The sequence below is a fragment of the Streptomyces sp. NPDC092369 genome (genome assembly GCF_044755245.1).
Taxonomy (GTDB): Bacteria; Actinomycetota; Actinomycetes; order Streptomycetales; family Streptomycetaceae; genus Streptomyces.
This window is the reverse complement of sequence record NZ_JBIVQP010000001.1, coordinates 2,057,962-2,081,099: the sequence shown is the minus strand read 5'-3', so window position 1 is coordinate 2,081,099 and position 23,138 is coordinate 2,057,962. Positions and strand designations below refer to the sequence as shown.

The 23,138-nt window shown below is 71.9% G+C and carries 24 protein-coding genes; 17 read left to right on the top strand and 7 right to left on the bottom strand.

Annotated elements, in window-relative coordinates:
• Positions 1-72: 72 nt before the first annotated feature.
• The gene (locus ACIQI8_RS09055) at positions 73-750 is read right to left on the bottom strand and encodes an NAD(P)-dependent oxidoreductase (protein WP_402346393.1); all 678 of its coding nucleotides are present in this window, start codon (positions 748-750) and stop codon (positions 73-75) included.
• On the opposite strand from ACIQI8_RS09055, the gene ACIQI8_RS09050 reads away from it, so the two are divergent.
• The 7 genes from ACIQI8_RS09050 to ACIQI8_RS09020 all read left to right on the top strand — a co-directional run bounded on the left by ACIQI8_RS09050 (position 749) and on the right by ACIQI8_RS09020 (position 10,548).
• Positions 749-1,021 (top strand): MFS transporter, encoded by a 273-nt coding sequence (locus ACIQI8_RS09050; RefSeq protein WP_402346391.1) that lies wholly within the window; start codon positions 749-751, stop codon positions 1,019-1,021. The genes ACIQI8_RS09055 and ACIQI8_RS09050 overlap by 2 nt on opposite strands.
• Before the next feature lie 104 nt (positions 1,022-1,125).
• Entirely contained in the window at positions 1,126-1,869 is a 744-nt protein-coding gene (locus ACIQI8_RS09045) for an SDR family oxidoreductase (RefSeq protein WP_402346388.1), read from the top strand.
• Positions 1,870-1,873: 4 nt separating this feature from the next.
• On the top strand, positions 1,874-3,091 hold the full coding sequence (locus tag ACIQI8_RS09040) for an aspartate transaminase (RefSeq protein WP_402346386.1): 1,218 nt from the start codon (positions 1,874-1,876) through the stop codon (positions 3,089-3,091).
• Positions 3,088-3,762: a 4-carboxy-4-hydroxy-2-oxoadipate aldolase/oxaloacetate decarboxylase gene (locus tag ACIQI8_RS09035; protein ID WP_402346384.1), complete on the top strand. Its 675-nt coding sequence runs from the start codon at positions 3,088-3,090 to the stop codon at positions 3,760-3,762. The genes ACIQI8_RS09040 and ACIQI8_RS09035 overlap by 4 nt, the downstream gene beginning before the upstream one ends.
• Before the next feature lie 171 nt (positions 3,763-3,933).
• Positions 3,934-8,136 (top strand): molybdopterin-dependent oxidoreductase, encoded by a 4,203-nt coding sequence (locus ACIQI8_RS09030; RefSeq protein ID WP_402346382.1) that lies wholly within the window; start codon positions 3,934-3,936, stop codon positions 8,134-8,136.
• 216 nt (positions 8,137-8,352) lie between these two features.
• Positions 8,353-9,288, top strand: coding sequence for a LysR substrate-binding domain-containing protein (locus ACIQI8_RS09025; RefSeq protein ID WP_402346380.1), 936 nt, complete (start codon positions 8,353-8,355; stop codon positions 9,286-9,288).
• Between the two features lie 105 nt (positions 9,289-9,393).
• Complete coding sequence (locus ACIQI8_RS09020; RefSeq protein ID WP_402346378.1) at positions 9,394-10,548, top strand: NAD-dependent formate dehydrogenase; 1,155 nt, start codon at positions 9,394-9,396, stop codon at positions 10,546-10,548.
• 55 nt (positions 10,549-10,603) lie between these two features.
• On the opposite strand, the gene ACIQI8_RS09015 is transcribed toward ACIQI8_RS09020, so the two are convergent.
• The 3 genes from ACIQI8_RS09015 to ACIQI8_RS09005 all read right to left on the bottom strand — a co-directional run bounded on the left by ACIQI8_RS09015 (position 10,604) and on the right by ACIQI8_RS09005 (position 12,247).
• Positions 10,604-11,215, bottom strand: a complete 612-nt coding sequence (locus ACIQI8_RS09015; protein WP_402346376.1) for a DUF305 domain-containing protein — start codon at positions 11,213-11,215, stop codon at positions 10,604-10,606.
• A 99-nt stretch (positions 11,216-11,314) separates the two neighbouring features.
• Positions 11,315-11,707: a DUF6153 family protein gene (locus tag ACIQI8_RS09010; protein ID WP_402346776.1), complete on the bottom strand. Its 393-nt coding sequence runs from the start codon at positions 11,705-11,707 to the stop codon at positions 11,315-11,317.
• A gap of 54 nt (positions 11,708-11,761) precedes the next feature.
• Positions 11,762-12,247 (bottom strand): DUF5990 family protein, encoded by a 486-nt coding sequence (locus ACIQI8_RS09005; protein WP_402346375.1) that lies wholly within the window; start codon positions 12,245-12,247, stop codon positions 11,762-11,764.
• A gap of 105 nt (positions 12,248-12,352) precedes the next feature.
• Here ACIQI8_RS09005 and ACIQI8_RS09000 point away from each other — a divergent pair, with 105 nt between their 5' ends.
• From ACIQI8_RS09000 to ACIQI8_RS08985, 4 genes are all read left to right on the top strand, one after another.
• On the top strand, positions 12,353-13,048 hold the full coding sequence (locus ACIQI8_RS09000) for a hypothetical protein (protein WP_402346373.1): 696 nt from the start codon (positions 12,353-12,355) through the stop codon (positions 13,046-13,048).
• 38 nt (positions 13,049-13,086) lie between these two features.
• Positions 13,087-13,839, top strand: coding sequence for a YcnI family protein (locus ACIQI8_RS08995; RefSeq protein WP_402346371.1), 753 nt, complete (start codon positions 13,087-13,089; stop codon positions 13,837-13,839).
• Between the two features lie 116 nt (positions 13,840-13,955).
• Positions 13,956-14,651, top strand: a complete 696-nt coding sequence (locus tag ACIQI8_RS08990) for a hypothetical protein (protein ID WP_402346370.1) — start codon at positions 13,956-13,958, stop codon at positions 14,649-14,651.
• Positions 14,652-14,892: 241 nt separating this feature from the next.
• A complete protein-coding gene (locus tag ACIQI8_RS08985) occupies positions 14,893-15,486 on the top strand; it encodes a sigma-70 family RNA polymerase sigma factor (RefSeq protein ID WP_402346774.1) in 594 nt (197 codons plus the stop codon).
• A gap of 327 nt (positions 15,487-15,813) precedes the next feature.
• Here the strand turns inward: ACIQI8_RS08985 and ACIQI8_RS08980 are convergent, their stop codons facing one another.
• Complete coding sequence (locus ACIQI8_RS08980; RefSeq protein ID WP_402346368.1) at positions 15,814-16,332, bottom strand: MarR family winged helix-turn-helix transcriptional regulator; 519 nt, start codon at positions 16,330-16,332, stop codon at positions 15,814-15,816.
• 171 nt (positions 16,333-16,503) lie between these two features.
• Here ACIQI8_RS08980 and ACIQI8_RS08975 point away from each other — a divergent pair, with 171 nt between their 5' ends.
• Entirely contained in the window at positions 16,504-17,019 is a 516-nt protein-coding gene (locus tag ACIQI8_RS08975) for a YceI family protein (protein ID WP_402346366.1), read from the top strand.
• Between the two features lie 42 nt (positions 17,020-17,061).
• Here ACIQI8_RS08975 and ACIQI8_RS08970 read toward each other — a convergent pair whose 3' ends face one another.
• On the bottom strand, positions 17,062-18,834 hold the full coding sequence (locus ACIQI8_RS08970; RefSeq protein ID WP_402346364.1) for a hypothetical protein: 1,773 nt from the start codon (positions 18,832-18,834) through the stop codon (positions 17,062-17,064).
• A gap of 157 nt (positions 18,835-18,991) precedes the next feature.
• Between ACIQI8_RS08970 and ACIQI8_RS08965 the strand changes: the two genes are divergently transcribed.
• From ACIQI8_RS08965 to ACIQI8_RS08950, 4 genes are all read left to right on the top strand, one after another.
• On the top strand, positions 18,992-19,426 hold the full coding sequence (locus ACIQI8_RS08965) for a cell division protein SepF (RefSeq protein WP_402346362.1): 435 nt from the start codon (positions 18,992-18,994) through the stop codon (positions 19,424-19,426).
• An 89-nt stretch (positions 19,427-19,515) separates the two neighbouring features.
• Positions 19,516-20,736: an AAA family ATPase gene (locus ACIQI8_RS08960; RefSeq protein WP_402346360.1), complete on the top strand. Its 1,221-nt coding sequence runs from the start codon at positions 19,516-19,518 to the stop codon at positions 20,734-20,736.
• The gene (locus ACIQI8_RS08955; protein ID WP_402346358.1) at positions 20,733-21,074 is read left to right on the top strand and encodes a nucleotide pyrophosphohydrolase; all 342 of its coding nucleotides are present in this window, start codon (positions 20,733-20,735) and stop codon (positions 21,072-21,074) included. The genes ACIQI8_RS08960 and ACIQI8_RS08955 overlap by 4 nt, the downstream gene beginning before the upstream one ends.
• Positions 21,075-21,251: 177 nt before the next feature.
• A complete protein-coding gene (locus tag ACIQI8_RS08950) occupies positions 21,252-21,722 on the top strand; it encodes a DUF6099 family protein (protein ID WP_401721892.1) in 471 nt (156 codons plus the stop codon).
• Positions 21,723-21,779: 57 nt separating this feature from the next.
• Here the strand turns inward: ACIQI8_RS08950 and ACIQI8_RS08945 are convergent, their stop codons facing one another.
• On the bottom strand, positions 21,780-21,944 hold the full coding sequence (locus ACIQI8_RS08945) for a hypothetical protein (protein ID WP_402346356.1): 165 nt from the start codon (positions 21,942-21,944) through the stop codon (positions 21,780-21,782).
• Between the two features lie 243 nt (positions 21,945-22,187).
• Between ACIQI8_RS08945 and ACIQI8_RS08940 the strand changes: the two genes are divergently transcribed.
• Positions 22,188-23,111: an LLM class F420-dependent oxidoreductase gene (locus ACIQI8_RS08940; protein WP_402346354.1), complete on the top strand. Its 924-nt coding sequence runs from the start codon at positions 22,188-22,190 to the stop codon at positions 23,109-23,111.
• The last annotated feature ends 27 nt before the right edge of the window (positions 23,112-23,138 follow it).

Here is a 23,138-nt window from a genome sequence, read left to right as displayed (position 1 = left end):
CTGAAGAGCAGTGGGGAACTTGCGTTCCGAGAGCGCAAGCGAACGCAAGCAATGCAAATTCTTGCGTGATTCCTACGTCCTCGCACTCCCGGGAAGCGGGGTCCGCGCGGGCCTGCCGGCCAGGACGTCGAGGATGTTGTCGACCGCCAGATCGACCATCGCGGCGCGGGTGGCCTCGGTCGCCGAGCCGATGTGGGGGAGGGTGACGACGTACGGCTCCGCGACCAGCGGGGACAACTCCCGTCCCATCGGCTCGTGTTCGTAGACATCGAGGCCCGCGGAGTGCAGCCGGCCCTCGCGGACGGCGTGGAGCAGGGCGTCCTCGTCCACGACGCCGCCGCGGGAGGTGCTGACGAGGGTGGCGGTGGGCTTCATCACGGCCAGTTCGCGGGCACCGATCAGGTGCCGCGTCTCCTCCGTGAGGGGGACGTGCAGCGACACGACGTCGGACTCGGTCAGCAGCGTGGGCAGATCCACCGCGGTCGAGAGGTCGTCGTCGGGGGCGTACGGGTCGTGGTGGAGTACGCGCATGCCGAAGCCGTGGGCCCGGCGCGCGACCGCGCGGCCGATCTGGCCGTAGCCGATCAGGCCGAGGCAGGCGCCGTGGACGTCCTGGCCGAGGTGGTCGTGCATCCGGAACAGGTCCCAGGAGCCGTCCGCGAGACTCGCGGACGCGGCGCCGAGCCTGCGGCGGGCGCTCCTGATCGGCACCGGCAACGTGGCCCTCGCCGTCATCGGCGCCTGCGTCATGGCAGTTGTGTTTGCCGGCCACACAGGGGTCATCCACATCCTGCTCGTCGAACTCTTCCCGACGCGCGTGCGCTACTCCGCCTACGGCCTGGGCTACAACGTCTCCTCCGCCCTCTTCGGCGGCACCGCCCCGCTGCTCATGACCTACCTGATCGACCGCACGGGCAACGTCAACATGCCTGCCTTCTACGCCGTCGTCACCGCACTCGGCACGCTCATCGCCGTCTCCCGAGTGACGGACCGGGCGCATCTGCCCCTGCGCGACGCCTGACCGCGCCAGGCATTCAGGCCCCGGGCACCCGCACGCCCGCACCCACGCACGCCCGCACCCGCACGGCCCGTACACCCCACCCCGCACAGCAAGGAGCCCTCAGCATGCCCATCTCCGACTACAGGACGGCCCTCGTCACCGGAGCGTCGACCGGCATCGGAGCCGTGGTCGTCGAGCGCCTCGCCAAGCGCGGCCTCGAAGTCCACGCCGTGGCCCGCAACGCCGACCGGCTCAACACCCTTGCCGACGAGACCGGTTGCGTCCCCCACGCGGTCGACATCACCGACACCGAGGCGCTCACCGCCGTCCTCGACGGCCTGGAGATCGACGTCCTCGTCAACAACGCGGGCGTCTCCCGTACCGGCAACATCCTGACCGCCGACGAGTTCGCCGTCGACGAGCAGATCGCCGTCAACATCCAGTCCGTGCTGCACCTGGTCCGGCTGCTCATGCCCGGCATGGTCGAGCGCGACCTCGGCCACATCGTCAACATCAGCTCCATCGCCGGTGTCTACAACTTCGGCGGCAACACGATCTACCACGCCACCAAGGCCGCCGTGCACACCCTCTCCCGCCAACTCCGGGTCGACGGCTACGGCCGCCGGGTCCGCGTCAGCGAGATCTGCCCCGGCCGCGTGGAGACGGAGATCTTCGGCCGGCTCCTCGGCGACATGGAGGCCGCCCGGCGCGAGTTCTACGACGGCTACGAGTCCCTCAAGCCCGAGGACATCGCCGACGCCATCGAGTTCGCCGTCGACGCGCCCCGCCACGTCAACATCGGCCACATCGAGATCCTGCCCACCTTCCAGGTGCCCGGCGGCCTCAACTTCGAGCGCAGGGAGGGCTGAGCCGATGCCCGCCAACACGGCACAGCGCGTACGCCGTATCAACCCCTCGCCCAGCACGGCCGCGGCCCAGCGCGTGCGCGAGCTGAAGAGCCAGGGCCTCACCGTCTACGACCTCACGGTGGGCGAGCCCGACTTCGACACCCCCGACCACGTCAAGGCCGCCGCGATCAGGGCGATCGGGGCGGGCGAGACCAAGTACACGCCGGTGAACGGCACTTCGGCCCTGCGTGCCGCGATCATCGGCAAACTCCGCGAGCGCCACGGCCTGGAGTGCACCGACGCCCAGATCACCGTCGGCGGCGGCGCCAAGCAGGTCATCTTCCTCGCCCTGATGGCGACCCTGGACGAAGGGGACGAGGTCATCGTCCCCGCCCCGTACTGGGTGTCCTACCCGGACATGGTCCGCGCCAACGACGGCACGCCGGTCATCGTCGACTGCCCGGAGACGGACGGCTTCAAGCTGACCCCGGAGCGACTCGCGGCCGCGATCACCGACCGTACGCGCTGGGTCGTCCTCAACACCCCCGGCAATCCCACCGGATCCGCCTACACCACCGCCGAACTGCGCGCACTCGCCCAGGTGTTGCTGGCTCACCCGCGCGTCCGCGTTCTCACCGACGAGATCTACGACGAGATCTGGTACGGCGACGAGAGCACCCCCTCCCTGGCGGCCGCCGAACCCCGCCTGGCCGACCGGGTGTTCCTCACGAACGGCGTCTCCAAGACGTATGCGATGACCGGCTGGCGCATCGGGTACGGAGTCGGTCCGGCGGACCTGGTGACCGCGATCAACACCCTCCAGTCCCAGACCTCCTCCTGCCCTTCCTCCATCAGCCAGGCCGCCGCTGCCGCCGCACTCACGGGACCGCAGGACTTCGTACGGGACACCGTGCGCGTCTACCGCGAACGCCGCGACGCGACCGTGAAGCTCATCAACGATGTACCCCAACTCAGGTGCACCGTCCCGGACGGAGGCTTCTACCTTCTGGTCAACTGCCGGGCCGCCATCGGGCAGTTGACACCGGAGGGCCGCCCGATCGAGGACGACGAGGACTTCGCCCGTCACCTGCTCGACCACCGCCAGGTAGCGGTGATCCACGGAGCCGCGTACGGCGCGCCCGGCTACTTCCGCATCTCGTTCGCGACCTCCACGGAGATCCTCGCCGAAGCCTGCACACGTATCGCGGCCGCCTGCGCGGCCCTCTCGGGAAGGTCGTCATGATCCGCGTCAGCACCAAGTTCGAGCGGCCGGAACCCTCCGTCGTCAGGCAGTTGAGCGCCTTCTCCACGGCCACCATCCACGAGGCACAGGGCCGGCTCGGCGCGCTGGACTCGGCGATCAAGCCGGTCGACCACCGCATGTCGTTGTGCGGACCCGCCTTCACCGTCCAGTGCGCCCCGCGCGACAACCTCATGCTCCAGACCGCCATCGCCTATGCCCGGCCGGGTGACGTCGTGGTCGTGTCCGCCGGCGACTACGCGGAGGCGGGCTCCTTCGGTGACGTCCTCGCCAACGCCTGCCAGTCCAAGGGCCTCGCCGGCCTGATCACCGACACCGGCGTCCGGGACACCGAGGACCTGCGCGACCTGGGCTTCCCGGTCTTCTCCCGCAGCGTCTCGATCAAGGGCACGGTCAAGGAGACCGTCGGGCCGATGTGCGAGCCGGTCACCATCGGCGGGGTCCTCGTCCGCCCCGGCGACGTGATGCGGGCCGACGCCGACGGCGTGGTCGTCGTCCGCCAGGAGGACGCGGCCGAGGCGGTCGCCGCCTCGCAGCGGCGGGTCGACACGGAGGCGGAGTTCATCGCCGCGTACCGGGCGGGCCGCACGGTCGTCGAGATCTGCGGTCTCGAACCGCTGCTGGCGGCGAAGGGCCTGGTCATCGAGGACTGACCCCGCCCCGACCCACTCCTGACCCGCCCTCCTGGCCCCTCTCACATCGCCCACCCCACCCCTGTGCGTCCCGCGTAACCCCGGCCGACCGGCCCAGGAGACACCCGCGTAATGGGCATTTCGTACGGTCACGGAAGCTCCACCCGCACGGGACGATCAGGAGAGGCAGGGATGCCCGTGGCCGCGCCGCACACGGGGAACGCCGGCACGAGGAAGGTGCGCACGGTCTGCTCGTACTGCGGAGTGGGCTGCGGCATGATCCTCGACGTCGGCATGGGCCCGGACGGACGGCGTACGGTCCTGAAGGCGTCCGGCGACAAGGCGCACCCCGCGAACTTCGGCAGGCTGTGCACCAAGGGCGCGACCACCGCCGACATGCTGGCCGCGCCCGGCCGCCTCACCACCGCCCTGCGCCGGCCCGAGCGGGGCGCGCAGGAGGAGCCCGCCGCGCTCGGCACAGCGATCACCGAGACGGCCCGGCGGCTGCGCGCGATCATCGACGAGCACGGTCCGGACGCGGTTGCCTTCTACGTCTCCGGGCAGCTGGGGCTCGAAGCCCAGTACCTGGCGAACAAGCTGGCCAAGGGGTTCGTGCGGACCAACCAGATCGAGTCGAACTCGCGGCTGTGCATGGCCAGCGCCGGCACCGGCTACAAGCTGTCCCTCGGAGCGGACGGGCCGCCCGGTTCGTACCAGGACCTCGACCGCGCCGACGTCTTCTTCGTCATCGGCTCCAACATGGCCGACTGCCACCCGATCCTGTTCCTGCGCATGATGGACCGGGTGAAGTCGGGCGGCGCCAAGCTGATCGTCGTCGACCCGCGCCGCACCACCACCGCCGAGAAGGCCGACCTGTTCCTCCAGATCAAGCCGGGCACCGATCTGGCGCTGCTCAACGGGCTGTTGCACCTGCTCCACGAGAACGGGCACACCGACCCCGACTTCATCGCCCGCCACACCGAGGGCTGGGAGGCGATGCCCGCCTTCCTCGCCGACTACCCGCCCGCCGCCGTCGCCGAGATCACCGGCCTCGCCGAGGACGACCTGCGGGAGGCCGCCCGGCTGATCGGCGAGGCGGGGGAGTGGACCAGTTGCTGGACCATGGGCCTCAACCAGTCCACGCACGGCACCTGGAACACCAACGCCCTGGTCAACCTGCATCTCGCGACGGGCGCGATCTGCCGCCCCGGCAGCGGCCCCTTCTCCCTCACCGGCCAGCCCAACGCCATGGGCGGCCGGGAGATGGGATACATGGGGCCGGGTCTGCCCGGGCAGCGGTCCGTACTCGTCGACCAGGAGCGGGCGTTCGTCGAGGAGTTGTGGGGACTGCCCGCCGGGAGCGTTCGCGCCGACGGGGTGGGCAAGGGCACCGTCGAGATGTTCCGGAAGATGGCCGACGGCGACATCAAGGCCTGCTGGATCATCTGCACCAACCCGGTCGCCTCCGTCGGCAACCGCAAGACCGTCATCGAGGGCCTGGAGGCCGCCGAGTTCGTCGTCACCCAGGACGCCTTCGCCGAGACCGAGACCAACGCGTACGCCGACGTCGTGCTGCCGGCCGCCCTGTGGACCGAGACCGAGGGCGTCCTCATCAACAGCGAACGCAACCTCACCCTCGCCTCGCCCGCCGCCGACCCGCCCGGCGAGGCCACCGCCGACTGGCGGATCATCGCGGCCGTCGCCCGGGAGATGGGGTACGAGGAAGGCTTCTCCCACGACAGTGCCGAGGAGGTCTTCGAGGAGCTCAAGCGGGCCTGGAACCCGAAGACCGGCTGGGATCTGCGCGGAGTGACCTACGAACGGCTGCGCTCCACGCCCGTGCAGTGGCCGGCCCCGACCGAGGACGGGCCCGACCGCAACCCGGTGCGGTACGTGAACGAGGACGGCTCGCTCACCTTCCCCACCGCGAGCGGCCGTGCCGTCTTCTTCGCCCGCCCGCACATCCCGGCCGCCGAAATGCCCGACGACGATTACCCGTTCGTCCTCAACACCGGTCGGCTGCAGCACCAGTGGCACACGCTCACCAAGACCGCGAAGGTGCCCAAGCTGAACAGGCTCAACCCCGGGCCCTTCGTCGAACTGCACCCACAGGACGCCGCCCACCTCGGTGTCGGCGACGGTGACTCGGTGGAGGTCGCCTCACGGCGGGGGCGTGCCGTGCTGCCGGCCGTGGTCACCGACCGCGTACGGCCCGGGAGTTGTTTCGCGCCCTTCCACTGGAACGACGTCTTCGGGGAGTACCTGAGCGTCAACGCGGTCACCAGTGATGCCGTCGATCCGCTGTCCTTCCAGCCGGAGTTGAAGGTCTGCGCGGTGTCGCTGACGAAGGTGTCGACGCCGGTGACGGTGCGGACTCCGGGGCCGGGCGTGGTGAGTTCGAGCACGGAGAGGCGGGATACCGAGAGGTCGGATTCGGAGACGCCGGATACCGAGAGGCCGGATACCGAGAGGTCGGATTCGGAGACGCCGGGCGCGGCGATCATGCCCTCCGGCGGGCCCTTCGGTCTCCAGCCCGGCCCCCCGCCCCAACTCACCGCCCTTGAACGGCAGTACCTCGTGGGTTTCCTCGCCGGCATCTCCTCCGGCGCCCCGGGCGTGCCCGTTCTCCCGCCCTCCGCGCCCTTCAGCCCCGAACACGCGCTTTGGGTCAACGGTGTGCTGGCCGGCATGTACTCGCGGGCGACGCCGGGCGCCGAGACCGCCGTACCCACGCCGGCACCCGGCCGTGAGGTGGTGATCCTGTGGGCCTCGCAGACCGGCAACGCCGAGGAGTTCGCCGCCGCGATCGCCGCGCGGCTCAAGGCGGACGGTCACGCTCCCTCTCTGCTCGGGATGGACGAGACCGACCCTGCCACCTTGCCGCCCGGCGCCGATCTGCTCCTCGTCACCAGCACCTTCGGCGACGGCGACGCCCCCGACAACGGCACCGGCTTCTGGGAGACCCTGGCCGCCCCCGACACCCCGCGCATGGAGGGCCGCCGTTACGCCGTCCTGGCCTTCGGTGACTCCTCGTACGACGACTTCTGCGGCCATGGCCGCCGCCTGGACCAACGCCTGCGGGAGTTGGGCGCGTCGAGCCTCACGCCCCGCACGGACTGCGAACCGGACTACGAGGACGCGGCGCACGAGTGGCTGGACCAGGTACTCGCCGCGCTCGCCGGGACACCGGAAGGGGAGCCCAAGGCCGCGGCCATGCCCACCGCCATGCCGACGGCCCCCGCCCCGACCGCGCCCGCAGTGGCACGTACACGAAGGCCCGCCCCCGTCACCGCCCGTCTCACCGGCAACCGCCTCCTCAGCCGCCCCGGCGCCGGCAAGGAGGTCCGCCGGTTCACCTTCGACACCCGCGACAGCGAGACCCCGCTCGTCTACGAGGCGGGCGACGCGCTCGGCGTCCGGCCGCTCAACTCCCGCGCTCTGGTGGGGGAGTGGCTAACTGTCACCGGCCTCGACGCGGACACGGCGGTCGACGTGAACGGCGTAGGTGAGATGCCGCTCGGTGAGGCGCTGCTGCGGCACCTCGACATCACCCGGATCACCCCGGGACTGCTCCGCTTCCTCACCGAACGGGTCGGCGACCCACGGGAGTTGAAGAAGCTGCTGCGCCCCGACAACAAGGACGGTCTGGCGAAGTGGTGTTGGGGCCGGCAGGCCGTCGACGTGGTCGCCGAGCACCCGGTCCGGGCCGGCGCACAGGAGTGGACGGACGTCCTCGGCCGCCTCCAACCCCGCCTGTACTCCATATCGTCCAGCCCGCTGACCGACCCCCACCAGGTCTCCCTCACCGTCTCCGTCGTGCGCTACGAGAACCTGGCGGGCCGCCCGCGCCAGGGCGTCTGCTCCCCGTTCCTCGCCGACGCCGAACCGGACACCCCCGTACCGGTGCACGTCCAGCGCTCCCCGCACTTCCGCCCGCCCGTCGACCCCGCCACCCCGATGGTCATGATCGGCCCCGGCACCGGAGTCGCCCCCTTCGTCGGCTTCCTCGAACAGCGCCGTGCCCTCGGCCACCGCGGCCCCAACTGGCTGTTCTTCGGCGAACAGCACCGGGCCACCGACTTCTACTACGAGGACGAGCTGACCGGTCTCCTCGCCGACGGCACCCTCGACCGCCTCGACACCGCCTTCTCCCGCGACCAGCGCGCCAAGGTGTACGTCCAGGACCGCATGCGCGAACACGGCCCCCTGCTCTGGTCCCGCCTCCAGGAGGGCGCCCACCTCTACGTGTGCGGTGACGCCTCCCGCATGGCCAAGGACGTCGACCGGGCCCTGCGGGACATCGCCGCCCTGCACGGCGGCCTCGACGAGGCCGGAGCGACGGCGTACGTGAAGCAGCTCGCGGCGGACAAGCGGTACGTCAGGGACGTGTACTGAGCGGCTCCCGGCCGGAGGCGGGAAGCAGCTCCCGACAGAGGCGAGCGGGAGGGCAGATGCGCCCCGCTCGACGGCGCGGGCCCGCAACCGGTCCTCCCGCAGGACCGCTGCGGTGCCCGCTACATCAGCGGTATCAGCGCGATCCGCGTCGAGGGAGACTACGTACGCCGGTGAACCGGGGTTCGCACACGCCCTCGCGCAAGGCACCCTGAGCACATGCTGCTCCGCAGGCTCGAATACCTCGTCGCGCTCGCCCGGGAACGTCACTTCGCCCGCGCCGCGGCCGCCTGCTACGTCTCGCAGCCGACCCTGTCCGCCGCGATCCGGCGCCTCGAACACGAACTGGACGTCCCGATCGTGCGCCGCGGCCGACGGTACGAGGGCCTCACCCCCGAGGGCGAGGTGGTCCTGGCGTGGGCGCACCGCATCCTCGCCGAACGGGACGCCCTGCAACAGGAGTTGTCGGCGCTGCGCGACGGCCTGGCCGGCACGCTGCGGCTCGGTGTCGTGCCGACCGCGCTGCCCGCCGCCTCCCTGCTCACCACCCCGTTCTGCGACCGCCACCCGCGCGCCCGGGTCGCCCTGGAGTCGCTGTCCTCCGTCGACATCACCCACGGGCTCACCGAGTTCGAGCTGGACGCGGCGATGACCTACCTCGACGACGACACCCTGCGTCACGTACGCCGCTTCCCGCTGTACGAGGAGCGGTACGTCCTGCTCACCCCTGTCGGCGGCGCGCTCGCCGGCGTCGCGAAGGCCCGCTGGTCCCAGGCCGCCCAACTGCCGCTGTGCCTGCTCAACCCCCGGATGCGCAACCGCCGCATCATGGACGAGTGCTTCGCCGCCGAGGGCGTGACAGTCACGCCCGCCATCGAGTCGGACAGTGTCGCGGGGCTCTACGCCCATCTGACCGGCGGCCGTTGGTCCAGCGTGATCTCGCACGCCTGGCTGTACATGTTCGGCGTCCCGGACGGCATGCGGGTCATCCCGCTGGAGGGGCCCGCGCACGGACCACGGGTCGGCCTGGTCGTCGCCCGCAGCGAGCCGCAGTCCGTCCTGGCCGAGGCGCTGTTGAAGGTCGCGCGGGAGGCCGGGGTGCGGGACGCGCTGGACGAGCTGCTGCACACCTACCTGGGCAGCGCCGACCGCTGATAGCCGTCGGCTATCCCGACATCACAAAGAACGCTTTGACCAGGGCGATCGCCCGCGAGCATCGTGAACAGCACCTTCCCGCAACGCCAGTTGAGGAGCCGCGACATGGCCAAGGTGCTCTGCGTGCTGTACGACGACCCCACCGACGGATACCCCACCACGTACGCCCGCGACGACCTCCCCGTGATCGACCACTACCCCGGCGGCCAGACCACCCCGACCCCCGAGGCGATCGACTTCACCCCCGGCCGGCTCCTCGGCAGCGTCTCCGGCGAACTGGGCCTGCGCTCCTTCCTGGAGAAGGCGGGCCACACCCTCGTCGTCACCTCCGAGAAGGACGGCGCAGGGTCCGCCTTCGACCGTGAACTGGCCGACGCGGACGTCGTGATCTCGCAGCCCTTCTGGCCGGCGTACCTCACCCCGGAACGCATCGCCGCCGCGAAGAACCTCAAGCTCGCCGTCACCGCCGGCATCGGCTCCGACCACGTCGACCTGGACGCCGCGATCGCGCACGGCGTGACGGTCGCCGAGGTGACGTACTGCAACAGCATCAGCGTCGCCGAACACGTGGTGATGATGACGCTGTCGCTGGTGCGCAACTACCTGCCCTCGCACCAGGTCGTCCTCGACGGCGGCTGGAACATCGCGGACTGCGTGGAGCGTTCGTACGACCTCGAAGGCATGCAGGTCGGCACGGTCGCCGCCGGGCGGATCGGGCTCGCGGTGCTGCGCAGGCTCGCCCCCTTCGACGTCAAGCTGCACTACACCGACCGCCACCGGCTGCCCGAGGACATCGAGCGCGAACTGGGCCTGACCTGGCACGAGAGCGCCGCCGCCATGGTGCCGCACTGCGACGTCGTCACCGTCAACGCGCCGCTGCACCCCGAGACGGAGGGCCTGTTCGGCGACGAGCTGATCGGCTCGATGAAGCGCGGCGCCTATCTCATCAACACCGCGCGGGCGAAGATCGCCGACCGGGACGCCGTCGACCGGGCCCTGCGCAGCGGGCAGTTGGCGGGGTACGCGGGTGACGTCTGGTATCCGCAGCCCGCCCCCGCCGACCACCCCTGGCGGACCATGCCGCACCACGGCATGACCCCGCACATCTCCGGCTCCTCCCTCTCCGCGCAGGCCCGTTACGCGGCCGGCACCCGGGAGATCCTGGAGTCGTTCTTCGCGGGCCGGCCGATCCGCGACGAGTATCTGATCGTGGAGGGTGGCCACTTGGCGGGCACGGGCGCCCACTCGTACTCCGTGTAGGGGGGCGGGAGGATGGGCGGGCCGGTGCCAGGCACCGGCCCGCCCACCAGCGCACTCAGCCCTTGCCGAGGAGCTTCTTCATCTCGGCGATCTCGGCGGTCTGCGCGGTGACGATGTCACCGGCGAGGTCCTTGGCGGGACCGTAACTGCCCTTGTGCTGCTCGGTGTTGGCCATGGTCACGGCACCCTGGTGGTGCTCGGTCATCATGGTCAGGAACATGGTGTCGAAGCCGCTGCCGGACGCCTTCTCCAGCTCGGTCATGTCCTGGTCGGCCATCATCCCCGGCATCCCGGAGTGCTCCGAGTGGTTCATGCCCGGCTTCTCGCCCCAGGCCTTCAGCCAGCCGGACATCGTCCTGATCTCCGGGTCCTGGGCCTTCTCGATCCGCGAGGCGAGGCTCTTTACCTGGGCCGACGAGGCCCGGTCGGCGGCGAGCGAGGCCATCTTCAGGGCCTCCTGGTGGTGCGGGATCATGCCCTGCGCGAAGGCCACGTCCTGGGCGTTGTGTCCGCGGGCGCCGGTGCCCGCGCTGGTCGAGGACGCGGTGGAACCGTGGCCGCTGTCACCGTCCTCACCGCCACAGGCGGCGAGAACGAGCGCGGCGGACAGGGCCGCGGCGACCAGGGCGACCCGGCGGATCGGGGACGTACGAAGGGTGTTGCGCATACGGGAACTCCTGCTGTGCGAAAGGGATCTGGCGTGTGAGGGCGTGCGCGAGCGCACCGCGTCGCCCCGGCGACGGGAGCGCGGTGCGGGCAACGGCCTCTAGATCCGCAGGAGTTGGAGTTCGGCCAGATCGGGCGGCGCACGGCCGCCGTCCGGCGCGGTGACGGCGTACGAGCGCGGCGCTTCGGCCGGTACGGCGGCGGCCACCGGGTCGGGCACGAGCGCGGGCAGCGCGGGCCCGCCGCTCACGGCCCCGGACACGCAGGTCCGGTCGGCGTGGTGCATCTGCCCCGAGCCGCAGTCGTCGCCGGCACAGTCCCCGTGCGCGGCGGCCGCGACCGTCGTGTGCCGGTCGGCGGAGTGCTCGTGCATGCCGCCGCCGGGAGCCAGCGAGTGCATGCCCAGCAGCCCGACGAGGAGCCCGAGCACGAGCAGCGCCCGCCACCGCACGGGGTGCGGCGGCGCGGTGCGTTGCTGTGCGCGGGCTGTCACGCGGTTCATGCTCGCACACCGTTGCGGACCGTCGACGGTCACCCTCGGCGAGGGTCACTTCTGCTCGGCGCTGTCGCTCTCCGCCGTCCAGACGATCCGCGGCGGCACCACGCGCGCGCAGAGCGGCCCGCCGCGCGCGTCCGTCAGCCCGAGCCGCCCGACCAGCAGCCCCTCGCGCACGGCGGCGTCGAGCACCTCGCCCGGCACCGCGTCGAGCATCAGCTTGGCGCGGCGGAACATGGTGAAGGCGCCGCCCTCGTCGACCGACCCCCACGACAGATAGACGAACCGGCCGCCCGGCCCGCCCTGCACATACGGCCCCTTCACATCCGTGCTGTCCGCTGAGACGACGGCGGTGCACTCCAGCCGCCACCTCGCGGACCCGGCGTCCCCGGGCGTGGCACCGAGCAGCTCGGCCGGACGGTTCCGGCGCTGCACGGCGACATGGATGTTCGTGTACGACGGGACGCCCTCGGCGGGTCCGCAGGCGCGGCCCGGCAGGTCGACGGCGTCGATACGGATGTGCAGACCGGCCGTCATGCCGTCACCGCCTCGGTTCGTCGCGCTGTCGTTCTCCAGTGTGCGGCCGCGGGCTTGGGGATCCGCGGGGCGGGGCCCTACCGGCGCGTGGCAGGATCGGGCGCCATGACGGCGTCTCCTTCGGTACGCATGCTGCGCGCGGCGGTCTTCGCCGCGCTGTGCGTGCTGCTCGCCGCCGGAGGACACGCCCTGGCCACCGGTGCGGCACCGCCCGTGTGGGCGCAGGCCGCCGGGTTCGTACCGGTCTTCGGGGCCGGGTACCTGCTGGGCGGCCGGGAGCGCTCGCTGGCCGCCATCGGCGCCGGCACCCTCACGGCCCAGGGCGGACTGCATCTGACCTTCGACGCGGCCCGTTCCCATGGCCTGGGCGGCCTGGGCTCCCTGCGCTCGATGACCTCCCTGCAGGGCATGACCTCCATGCAGGGCATGACGTCGATGCCGGGGATGCAGGGCATGGTGTCCGCGCACGGCATGCGGATGGCCGCGCACGCGCACGTCCACAGCCACGCCCACGCGCTGACCCCGCACGCCACCGCCGCCCACGTCACGGCCGCGGTCCTGCTCACCTGGTGGCTGCGGCGCGGCGAGGCCGCGCTCTGGTCGCTGCTGCGCCGGGCCGTCACGCTGGTGCCGGGGCTGGTGGCCTGGTGGCGGGTCCGCGACGGGGCGCGGGGCGTGCCGGCCGCACCGGACGCCGTAGCCCTCTGCGCGGTCGGGCCACGACCGCTCGGCGGGCGACTCCTTCTGCGCCATGCGGTGCAGCGGCGTGGGCCGCCGCCGGGGACTTCGTACGCGAACTGACCCCAACACACCTTTCCAGTACGGAGATCGGCCCACCCATGTCCCCAGTACGCACCACCCTGCGCCGCGCCGGAATCGTCACCGGCCTCGCCGCCACCGCGATCATGACCGCTGCGGGTATCGCCTCCGCGCACGTCACCGTCCACCCCGAGAGCTACGCGAAGGGCGCCACGGACGGTGTCCTGACCTTCCGCGTGCCCAACGAGGAGGACACCGCGAGCACCACCAAGGTGCAGGTCTTCCTGCCCACCGACCACCCCGTCCTCGGCGTGCTCGTCTCCCCGCACGACGGCTGGACCGCCAAGGTCACCACCACCAAGCTCAAGACGCCGGTCAAGACCGACGACGGCACCATCACCGACGCGGTCTCCGCGGTCACCTGGACCGGCGGGAAGATCGGCGCCGGACAGTTCGAGGACTTCGACGTCGCCTTCGGACAACTGCCGGACGACACCGACCAGTTGACCTTCAAGACCCTCCAGACGTACTCCGACGGCAAGACCGTCCGCTGGATCGAGGAGGCGCAGTCGGGCGACGAGGAGCCGGAGAACCCGGCACCGGTCCTGAAGCTGACCGCCAAGGGCGCCGCGGAGGACGGCGATTCGGAGGCGGCGCCGTCCGCGTCCGCGACCGCGCAGGCGTCCGCGTCGGACGGTTCGAGCAGCTCCGACAGTTCCGACGCCAGTGACTCCACCGCGCGCGGGCTGGGTATCGCCGGTCTCGTCGTGGGCGTACTGGGCCTGGCGGTGGGCGCGTTCGCCGTGGTGCGCGGCCGCCGCTCGTCCTCGTAGGCGATGGCCGTTCTCGTCCTCGTGTCCTGGGTCACAGCCTGTGGTTTGAGTGTGGTGGCCTGTGCGCTTCCGTACTCACCCTTGCCGGTGACGACCCGGATGCGAGGATGAGGCGCATGAGGCCAGGGTGGGTTTCCCGCACGCTGCGGACCGCGGTGTTCGCGGCCGTGTGCGTGCTGCTCGCCGCCCTGGGCCACGTGATGATGTCCGGCACCGAGGTGCCCCTGTGGGCGCTCGTCGCCGGCACGGCCGCGACCGGCGCCGCCGGCTGGTGCCTGACGGGCCGTGAACGCGGGCTCCCGCTGATCGTGGCCGTCGTGGTCACCGCCCAGACCCTGCTCCACTCGGCGTTCTCGCTGGCACAGTCGGCGCACGCCGAGGCGGGGCACACCATGGACTCCATGGACATGGGCGGGATGCACATGTCCTCGACGGACTCCATGGACATGGCCTCCATGGATGCCACGGCGTCCATGTCGGCGGGCTCCGGGGGCTCAACGGGTTCCATGAGCATGGCCAACTCCATGGGCGGCGGCACCTCGTCGTCCCTCGGCATGCTCGCCGCCCACCTGCTGGCCGCGCTGCTGTGCGGTCTGTGGCTGGCGTACGGGGAACGGGCGGCCTTCCGCATCCTGCGGGCCGTCGCCGCCCGACTGGTGGCCCCGCTCCGGCTGCTGCTCGCGCTGCCCGCCACCCCCGACCGGCCGCGGGTACGCCCGCACCGCCGGCGCTCCGACCGGGCGCCGCGCCTGCTCCACCTCACCCACGCGATCACCTCTCGGGGGCCGCCCGCGGCCACGGCTGTCGTCTGACGACAGCCGGCTCCCGGGGCGGCCCCTGCGCACGCCCCGATCACGGCCGTACGCGCGTCGACGCCGTAGGCCGCCCTCCCCTTCCACCGGACCGCCCGCGCCCTCGCGCGCCCGCGATCCGGTTCGCGGATCCCGAGAAGGACCCCAGGTGATCACTCCTGCCCTGCCCGCGCCGCGCGCGGAAACCGACGTCGAAGCCGACGTCCTCGACACCGCCGGCGCCCCGAGCGACCCGGCCGACGTGCTCGTCCCCTTCGACACGTTCGACACGTTCGACACCCGCGACGAGTCCATAACCGCGTGGGCCCTCGCCGCCCGGACCGGCGACCGGGCCGCCGTCGAGCGCTTCGTCCACGCCCTGCACCGCGACGTCCGGCGTTACGTCGCCCATCTGTGCGCCGATCCGCAGGCCGTGGACGACCTCGCGCAGGACACGTTCCTGCGGGCGCTCGGCAGCCTGCACCGGTTCGAGGGCCGCTCCTCGGCCCGTTCCTGGCTGCTGTCCATCGCCCGCCGCGCGGTGATCGACGGCTACCGGTACGCCGCGGCACGCCCCCGGCAGTGCGACGCGCCGGACTGGGAGCCGGCCGCCGAACGCGCCCAGCCGCGGGGCCTGCCGGGCTTCGACGACGGTGTGGTCCTGCTCGACCTGCTGTCCGCGCTGCCGGACGAGCGCCGGCAGGCCTTCATCCTCACCCAACTCCTCGGCCTGCCCTACGCGGAGGCCGCCGCACTGAGCGACTGCCCGGTGGGAACGGTCCGCTCACGAGTGGCCCGGGCGCGAGCCGCGCTCGTGGATCAACTGATCGGCGCGGACGCGGTGTTGATGGCTTGAGGCGAGTGTGGCGTCCGGTGTGCGGTGGCTGAGTGAGTTTGGCCATGCGCGGGCCGGGCGGCGCGGGGCTTGCCGTGGGGCGGCCTGAGTGCGGGGTCCACGGTGCGGCGGCCTGGGCGCGAGCCACGCTCGTGGATCAACTGACGGACGCGGACGCCGTGTTGATGGCTTGAGCCGAGTGTGGCGTCCGGTGTGCGGCGGCTGAGAGGGTTTGGCCATCCCGCAGACCGGGCGCGGCGCTTGCCGTGCGGCGGTCCGTGCGGCGTTCGCCCATGCGGTGGCCCGACCGCAACCCCGCCCCCCGGCGGGGCCCCACGACACCCCCCGCTACTCCGCCGTCGGCGTTCCGCTGTCCGACCTCTCCGCGAGGTCGGGCAGCAACCCGCACACCGCCTCCCGCTCCGCCGGCCCCACGAAGCGCGCGAGCGCCTTGCTGACGGTTTCGGCGAGGACTCCCGAGGCTCCCTGGAGGAGGTCGCGGCCCTTCTCGGTGAGGGCGACCTGGACGCCCCGCCGGTCGCCGGAGACCGATGTGCGGGTGACCAGGCCGGCGTGCTGGATGCAGGCGATCTGGTAGGTGAGCCGGGTCTTCGGGCGGCCCAGGAGCTCCGCGATCTGCGTCATCCGCAACCCCGTCCTCGGCTGCTCGGCGAGCAGGCACAGGATCAGGAACTCGTCGTGCGAAACATCGAGCCGCTCCTTCACGACCGACCGCAGCTGCTGCTCCACCGCCCCCGTGGCCGCCAGCAGCACCATCCACGCCCGAAGCTCCGGGGGCAGCAGGCCCTCGCCGCTCGCGGACGGGCATTGCGGCAGCTGGGCGGAGTGCTCCTCGGGGTCGGCCATGGCATCGAGTCTACCTGTTGTCCAATTTTGGACAGCGGGCATCGCGGAGGGCGTCACGACTGGTGTCGCTGAGGGCGTCGAGGGGTTGTCCATTTTTGGATAATGGGCTAGTGTCACAGTCATCCAAATTTGAAGCAACCAAATTTGAACTACCCGGACTGGAGAACGATCATGACCGTCGCCGTGGAAACAGGCCTGTGGCAGCTCGACACCACCGCCTCCACCGTCGCCCTGCGGCACAAGACGATGTGGGGCATGGTCACCGTGAAGGGCACCGTCGACGCCGTCGCAGGCCAGGGCGAGGTGAGCGCCGCCGGATCCGCGACCGGCACCGTGACGCTGAGCGCGGCCTCCATCGACACCAAGAACCGCAAGCGCGACGAGCATCTGCGCGGCGCGGACTTCTTCGACGTCGAGAACCACCCCGAGATCACCTTCGCCGTCCGCACCGCGGAACTGCGTGACGGCGAGACCGTCGAGGTCGCCGGTCAGCTGACCGTGCGCGGCATCAGCCGCCCGCAGCCCGTGACGGCCAAGCTGACCGGCGCGAGCGCCGACGCGCTCACCCTGGAGGCGGAGTTCACCGTGGACCGCGCCGAATTCGGCCTGGGCTGGAACCAGATGGGCATGATCCGCGGCCTGACCACGGTCACCAGCACGCTCCGCTTCGTCCGCGCACAGGCCTGACGCCCGTCAACCACCCTTTCCCCGTACGGGACTGACGTACCGTCAATCCCCGTTGTGGGCCTGCGCGACGGCCCCCCGGTCGACCAGGTGCACGTACACACTCGACAAGGTCTGCGGCCCCGCGGTGAACGCCCGCAGCCGTATCCGCGCACTCGGCTTCGTCGACAGCGTGAACTTCCCCGCGGCCGGTCTGATCTCGACCCGTTCGGTCCGGTGGGCCGGGATCGTGGCCGGGCCCGTCACCACGGACCAGTACGTGCTGGAGCCCTGGCTCATGGTCAGCATGTAGTGCGGGGTGAGCGCGGTGCCGTCCCTGTTGGTGACCCGCAGGGTCAGCCGCGTCAGGACATTCGCCCGGATCCCGTGCGCCGCCGCCCGGCCCACCGCCGCGACCCGCATCTGCAACGGCGCCGAACCACTCACCGCGAGAACCGCGCTCAGCAGCGCCGGCACGAGCGCGAGCACGGCCGCGGCCCCCAGAGCCGTACGCCGGTGCGGACCGGACAGCGGGCGCGGGCGCGGCTGCCAGGCGCCCTCGAACTCCGCCGGGGGAGCGGTCACCGCGGCCGCCAGCCACAGCGGCGTCATCAGCAGGTAGTAGCCGTCCTGCGAGCGGGTCGCCAGATAGAAGGCGCACCAGGGCAGGACGGTCGCCGCGGGCCCGAGCCGGCGCATGAACAGCACCATCAGCACGAGCAGCCCCGCCGCGAGCAGCACGCTCGCGTGCCCGTACCAGTCGAGACGGTCGCTGCCGGCGGTGAAGTAGAGCGAGATGTCCACGAGGCCCTGGCCGTGCAGGGTCGCGCCCTGGGTCAGCGGCAGCGCGACCCCCCTGATCCAGGTGCCCGGCTCGCTCACGATGAAGTACGTGTTGATCAGCAGCCACACGGTGGCCACGATGCCGGTGATCCGCAGCACCAGCAGCCCCGCCACCCGGCCGCCCAACTCGCCCCGGCGTACCGCGTACACGCCCGCGAGCAGGAACGGCGCGAGGAACCACGGCAGTTGCTGTGCCGCGCACGCCGCGCCCAGGCACACGGCACGGGCGATGCCGGCGGCGCCGAGGCGTCCGCCGCGGCCGATCCGGGGCCAGCGGACCACCACCGGGATCAGCAGGGCCAGGGCGGTGATCGCCGGGTAGCCGAGCCGTGCGTACATCGGCAGGAAGCCGAAGCCGAGGCAGGCCATGGTCGCCGCCGAGCGCCACGGCACGGGCAGCATCCGCCACAGCACGACCGTGCCCACGAGCAGTGCGCCCGTGCCCACGGCGGTCGCCGGGATGGCGCCGTGGCCCAGCCACAGCAGCGGCGCGGTCAGCAGCGGGACCAGCGGGGGATAGCCGTACGTGAGGTCGTAGCCGCCGCTCATCGTCGGGGTGAGGCCGACGCCGTGGCCGAAGAGCCAGGGCCAGGACTGTCCGTAGACGGGGTGGCCCGCGACGAGTGAGCGGGCGGCCTGGGTGGACAGCAGGGCCTCGTCCGAGCCGCCGTGGTTCATGAGCCAGGTGCACAGCGCGAGCGTAATCGCGGTCGCGAGGACGCACAGGTCCAGGCGGGCCAGCGAGCGGGTGCGGCGGACCACCAGGGCCAGCACCCCGGACACCAGGATCGAGACGTAGCAGAGCGAGACCACCGCGGCCACGGGGAGGCGGTGGCTCGCGCCCTGGGTCCACACCGAGCGGGCGCCGATGAAGAGGCTGATGTCGGCGAGCAGGGTCAGGACGCGGTGCCACTGCGCGGGGGCTTCCGGGGCGGCGGACACCGCCGACCGGGCCCGCCGACCGGGTGCCACCAGCTGCGTTTCTGCCAAGTGCACGTCACGGGAGGCTAGTCGCGCCCGGTGAGCGGGGCGTCGCCGGAGGTGAAGAGTCCGGTGTGAGGCCGGTAAGGCTTGCTCCGGGGCCTGTGTGCCGCCCTTCCACCGGGTCGCGGACCGTGTCGCTGTTAGGCCGAACGGGTGACATGGCGTAAGAATGGCTGGTGCAGCAGTTGAGGACGAGTCAGTTCGGGGGGAGCCGGTGAACAGCCACGACGTCACCGATGAACAGTGGGAAGGGCTCGCCCAGGTCGTGCCACTGCGAGGCCGGGACGCGTGGCCGTCGTCCGTGGACCACCGCTCGCTGCCCGACGCGGAGACGGAGACCCGCCGCCGCTTCGTCGTCCTGCGGGTCAACATCTTCGCCGACGCCCGCGAGGTCGCCGAGACCCTCATGGCCGGCATCCCGGTCCTGCTCGACCTCAGCGGCGCGGAGACCGAGGTCGCCAAGCGCGTCCTCGACTTCAGCACCGGCGTCGTCTTCGGCCTCGCCAGCGGCATGCACCGCGTCGACCGCAACGTGTTCCTGCTGACACCGGCCGACACCGAGGTCACGGACCTGATCGAGGACGCGGGGGCCGCGGGCTCCTGACCCTGTTCCGCCGGGACGTGGTCCCTCGATCGTAGGAAGGTCTCCCGGGCAAAACGGTTCGCCTCCAGGCGGAGTCCTACGGTCCGGTCATGACCGTCCCTTCCACGCGCCCCGAACCGGACGCGGCGCCTGCGCCCATCGACCTCGCGAGCGACGCCGTGGCGTCCGAGCCCGTCTCACCCGCCGGCCGGGCGCACCCCGTCCGCCCGTGCGTCACCGAACTCCGGCTCTCCGCGTTCGCCGGGCACCGGCAGGCCGGGCTCGCCCTCGGGCCCGTCACACTGTTCGCCGGGCCCAGCGGGGCCGGCAAGACGACGGCCCTGCGGGCGTACGAGGCCTTGGCGCGCCTCGGCGGGGGCGGCGCGGTCGGCGAGGTGTTCCCCGATGCCGGGGACTGCGTGCCCGAGCGGGCCCGGCCCGACGCACAGCGGCGCCGGGGCTTTCGGATCGGATGCACCGTCGACGGACCGGAGGGGCCTGTCAGGCTCGACGTCGCCGTGCAGGCCGAGCCCGAACTGCGCATCGTGGGCGAGCGGTTGACGGCCGGCGGTCTCGTCCTGCTGGAGACCGCGCTGCGCGATCCGTCCCGACCGTTCGTGCAGGCGGCCTGGCACACGGCGGGCTCGTCCCCCGTGACCCGCGCCCCGCTGCCCGACGACCGGCTCGGCACCGCGCTGCTGCCGTTACGTGTGGCCGGCAAGACCGACGGCCAGCGCCGCGTGCTCGCCGCAGCCGAGCAGATGGTGGTCGCCCTGCGCTCCGTCTTCGCCTGCGACCCGGACCCCGGCCGTATGCGGGCCCCCGTGCCGACCGGCTCCGGCCGCCTGCTCAGCGGCTGCGACAACCTCGCCGACGTCCTGTGGCGCACCCAGGCGGAGTGCGGCAGGCGGCACGCCCAGCTCGTCGCCGCGGTCCGCGGCGGCTGCGCCGGCGCCGTGACGGACGTACTCGCCGAACCGTTCGCCGACGGCGCCGTCCGCGCGCTGCTCGACCGGGGCGACGGACACCGCACGGCCCTGCGCCGGCTCGGGGACGGCGAGTTGAGATACCTGGCCCTCGCTCTGGTCCTGCTGACCGGGCCCGGGGTGCTGGAGGTGGACGCGGCCGGTGAGGTGCCCGCGGCGATGCAGGCGCTCACCGTGCTCGCCGACGGGTTCGACCGCTGCCTCGACCCCGGCCAGCGGAACGAACTGCTGCGGCTGGCCACGCGGATGGCCGCCCGCGGACACATCCGGTTCGTCGCCGCGGTGAGCGACGCGTCCTGGGCGGAGGGGACGGCCGGAGTCACAGTGGTACACCTGGAGCCGTGACAGAACCACTCGACCCCGGGCCCCTCGACGTGCCGAAACTGCAGCGCAGGCTGGCCGACTTCGCCGCCGCCCGCGACTGGCGGCAGTACCACACCCCCAAGAACCTCGTCGCGGCCCTCAGCGTGGAGGCCTCCGAACTGGTCGAGATCTTCCAGTGGTTGACGCCGGAGGAGTCGACGCGGGTGATGGACGACCCCGAGACCGCTCACCGCGTCACCGACGAGGTCGCCGACGTCCTCGCCTATCTGCTCCAACTGTGCGAGGTGCTCGGCGTCGATCCGCTGGCGGCCCTGGCCGCGAAAATCGACCGCAACGAGCGGCGGTTCCCGGCCTCGTAAGGAGCCGTTCGATCCGTTTTCACTCTCCGAAGTCGAAATCCCGCTCGAAATCGATTTGTTGTCCGCAGATTTCCGCCTTCCTCTGGCTTTTCGCCCCGCACGCGCTCACGCTGGGTAGTGAATGGCGGGGTTCGAGTCGGCGTGCGGACAGCGCGTCGTGGCAGACGGGGACAGCGCATGGACGCGGTGCGGCTCATCGTGACGAGCAGACGTGCCCTGGCGGGATCCGGCGGTACGCCGGAGACCTTGACGGAGGTGTGGCAGGCACAGGCACTGGCACAGGCGATAGGCAGTCGCCTCGCGGTCTACGGACCACCCGAACTACGCGGCGAGGCACTGGGGTTGACCGAGCTGGCGGGCCGGGGCTGCGGCGTCCTGGACGCGCCGCAGCTCGCCACGGAGGATTTACGAGCCGCCCAGCTCACCGAACTGGGCGACGCAGGACAGGCGCTGCGCTACCTCGGCGGCCTCCTCGGCGAGGTGGGCATCGCCCTCGTGGGCCTCGCCTGCGCCGCGGACGACGAGGGCACCTACTGGCAGTGCATGGAGGCCATCGACGCGGCGGACGAGTCCAGGGACCGGGTCCGGGAGATGCTGCGCAAACTCACGGACGCGGAGCAGCGGCTGACGGAGAAGGAGGCGGGTTAGCTTCGCGGGCGGTCGGCCGCGAGCGGCGGCGGGTCTCCCGGCCGGCCGGCGATCCGGTCAGCCCGCTTCGGGCTCCTCGCCCGTCCGGCCCGCCGACTGCAGGTCCGCGTCCAGCGCCGACAGGTCCGCGTTCAGCGCCGCCATGAGCTCCTCCATCTGCTGCAGCAACCCCTTGGGCTGGCCGGTGCCCCCGCCCTGCTGCGGCACGGATTCTTCGGACATGACGGCCTCCTAGGCCTGCCGGCCCCCGGGGAGGCCGATGCGGGTGACGCGCCGGTGACGACGACCGACCGGTGCGGGTGCCGGTCGGCCCGGCTCCGCTCCGGCCAACGATCACTGTCGGGCCGGGTCACTGGCACGAGCACCCCGCGTGCACGCCGTTGACGCAATTTCACCCGACCGGGGACGGCCGTGGCCAGGGGGACCGGTGGGGTTGACCGGCACCGCAGCGTGCAGGATGGAGGCATGGATCTTCGCATCTTCACAGAGCCCCAGCAGGGCGCCACCTACGACACGTTGCTCGCCGTGGCGAAGGCCACCGAGGACCTCGGGTTCGACGCATTTTTCCGCTCGGACCATTACCTCCGCATGGGCTCGTCGGACGGTCTTCCCGGTCCCACCGACGCCTGGATCACCCTTGCCGGACTGGCCCGCGAGACCAAGCGGATCCGCCTCGGCACGCTGATGACCGCCGGCACCTTCCGGCTGCCCGGCGTGCTCGCCATCCAGGTCGCCCAGGTCGACCAGATGTCCGGCGGACGTGTCGAACTCGGCCTGGGCGCGGGCTGGTTCGAGGAGGAGCACACGGCATACGGCATCCCCTTCCCGAAGGAGAAGTTCGCCCGCCTGGAGGAGCAGCTGGCCATCGTCACCGGACTGTGGGAGACGAAGCTCGGCGACACCTTCGACTTCCACGGCACCTACTACGACCTCAAGGACTCGCCCGCGCTGCCCAAGCCCGCGCAGGAGAAGATCCCGGTCCTGATCGGCGGCCACGGCGCCGTCCGCACCCCGCGTCTGACCGCGCGCTTCGCCGACGAGTTCAACATCCCCTTCGCCTCCGTCGAGGACAGCGAGCGCCAGTTCGGCCGGGTGAAGGCCGCCGCCGTCGAGGCCGGGCGGCCCGCGAACGACCTCACGTACTCCAACGCGCTGGTCGTCTGCGTCGGCAAGGACGACCAGGAGGTCGCCCGCCGTGCCGCCGCCATCGGCCGCGAGGTCGATGACCTCAAGGCCAACGGCCTGGCCGGCTCCCCGGCCGAGGTCGTCGACCGGATCGGCAGGTTCGCCGAGATCGGCTCCCAGCGCGTCTACCTCCAGATCCTCGACCTCTCCGACCTGGACCACCTGGAGCTGATCTCCTCGCAGGTCCAGTCGCAGCTGTCGTAGCGACGATCCGGCGCGGCCTCGGACGGC

What these genes read in the sequence shown, in the direction of transcription:
- ACIQI8_RS08945 (WP_402346356.1), bottom strand. Translation starts at nt 21,944, where the DNA reads ATGTCCGAAGAATCCGTGCCGCAGCAGGGCGGGGGCACCGGCCAGCCC.
- ACIQI8_RS08990 (WP_402346370.1), top strand. Translation starts at nt 13,956, where the DNA reads ATGAGGCCAGGGTGGGTTTCCCGCACGCTGCGGACCGCGGTGTTCGCG.
- ACIQI8_RS09045 (WP_402346388.1), top strand. Translation starts at nt 1,126, where the DNA reads ATGCCCATCTCCGACTACAGGACGGCCCTCGTCACCGGAGCGTCGACC.
- ACIQI8_RS08950 (WP_401721892.1), top strand. Translation starts at nt 21,252, where the DNA reads ATGGACGCGGTGCGGCTCATCGTGACGAGCAGACGTGCCCTGGCGGGA.
- ACIQI8_RS09020 (WP_402346378.1), top strand. Translation starts at nt 9,394, where the DNA reads ATGGCCAAGGTGCTCTGCGTGCTGTACGACGACCCCACCGACGGATAC.
- ACIQI8_RS08995 (WP_402346371.1), top strand. Translation starts at nt 13,087, where the DNA reads ATGTCCCCAGTACGCACCACCCTGCGCCGCGCCGGAATCGTCACCGGC.
- ACIQI8_RS09035 (WP_402346384.1), top strand. Translation starts at nt 3,088, where the DNA reads ATGATCCGCGTCAGCACCAAGTTCGAGCGGCCGGAACCCTCCGTCGTC.
- ACIQI8_RS08960 (WP_402346360.1), top strand. Translation starts at nt 19,516, where the DNA reads ATGACCGTCCCTTCCACGCGCCCCGAACCGGACGCGGCGCCTGCGCCC.
- ACIQI8_RS09040 (WP_402346386.1), top strand. Translation starts at nt 1,874, where the DNA reads ATGCCCGCCAACACGGCACAGCGCGTACGCCGTATCAACCCCTCGCCC.
- ACIQI8_RS09050 (WP_402346391.1), top strand. Translation starts at nt 749, where the DNA reads ATGGCAGTTGTGTTTGCCGGCCACACAGGGGTCATCCACATCCTGCTC.
- ACIQI8_RS09015 (WP_402346376.1), bottom strand. Translation starts at nt 11,215, where the DNA reads ATGCGCAACACCCTTCGTACGTCCCCGATCCGCCGGGTCGCCCTGGTC.
- ACIQI8_RS08965 (WP_402346362.1), top strand. Translation starts at nt 18,992, where the DNA reads ATGGCTGGTGCAGCAGTTGAGGACGAGTCAGTTCGGGGGGAGCCGGTG.
- ACIQI8_RS09000 (WP_402346373.1), top strand. Translation starts at nt 12,353, where the DNA reads ATGACGGCGTCTCCTTCGGTACGCATGCTGCGCGCGGCGGTCTTCGCC.
- ACIQI8_RS08940 (WP_402346354.1), top strand. Translation starts at nt 22,188, where the DNA reads ATGGATCTTCGCATCTTCACAGAGCCCCAGCAGGGCGCCACCTACGAC.
- ACIQI8_RS09005 (WP_402346375.1), bottom strand. Translation starts at nt 12,247, where the DNA reads ATGACGGCCGGTCTGCACATCCGTATCGACGCCGTCGACCTGCCGGGC.
- ACIQI8_RS09055 (WP_402346393.1), bottom strand. Translation starts at nt 750, where the DNA reads ATGACGCAGGCGCCGATGACGGCGAGGGCCACGTTGCCGGTGCCGATC.
- ACIQI8_RS08975 (WP_402346366.1), top strand. Translation starts at nt 16,504, where the DNA reads ATGACCGTCGCCGTGGAAACAGGCCTGTGGCAGCTCGACACCACCGCC.
- ACIQI8_RS08980 (WP_402346368.1), bottom strand. Translation starts at nt 16,332, where the DNA reads ATGGCCGACCCCGAGGAGCACTCCGCCCAGCTGCCGCAATGCCCGTCC.
- ACIQI8_RS09030 (WP_402346382.1), top strand. Translation starts at nt 3,934, where the DNA reads ATGCCCGTGGCCGCGCCGCACACGGGGAACGCCGGCACGAGGAAGGTG.
- ACIQI8_RS09025 (WP_402346380.1), top strand. Translation starts at nt 8,353, where the DNA reads ATGCTGCTCCGCAGGCTCGAATACCTCGTCGCGCTCGCCCGGGAACGT.